This is a genomic window from Bacillus sp. GbtcB10 (assembly GCF_019091365.1).
In the GTDB taxonomy this organism is placed as follows: Bacteria; Bacillota; Bacilli; order Bacillales; family Bacillaceae; genus Bacillus; species Bacillus altitudinis.
In genome coordinates this window covers 1-228 of sequence record NZ_JAGXJP010000495.1, presented here as the reverse complement: position 1 = coordinate 228, position 228 = coordinate 1, and the positions used below count along the sequence as shown (strand labels likewise).

Below are 228 nucleotides of genomic sequence, written 5' to 3'. Positions count from 1 at the left end.
GAAGGAGAGTGAGCATGGCAATCCAGGACAGGATCAGGCGCTATCGGGAAAGCGGGGGAGCCGCCGATCTCGTGCGGGTGGAGGTCCTCGTGCCCGCGGACAGGCGGGCCGACATCCTTTCCCAGGCGGCAGCGATGCGGAATGACCACCGACGAAGGAAAGAACGGCTGCAGCGCACCGTCGACCAGGCGCACAGCCTCTACCGGCTGCGTATCCTCGACAATATCG

The 228-nt window shown here is 64.9% G+C and carries 1 protein-coding gene; it reads left to right on the top strand.

Annotated elements, in window-relative coordinates; all coding sequences use genetic code 11:
* Window positions 1-14: 14 nt before the first annotated feature.
* The coding region (locus tag KVT11_RS20940) for a hypothetical protein (protein WP_217609252.1) at window positions 15-228 on the top strand (214 nt) is incomplete at its 3' end.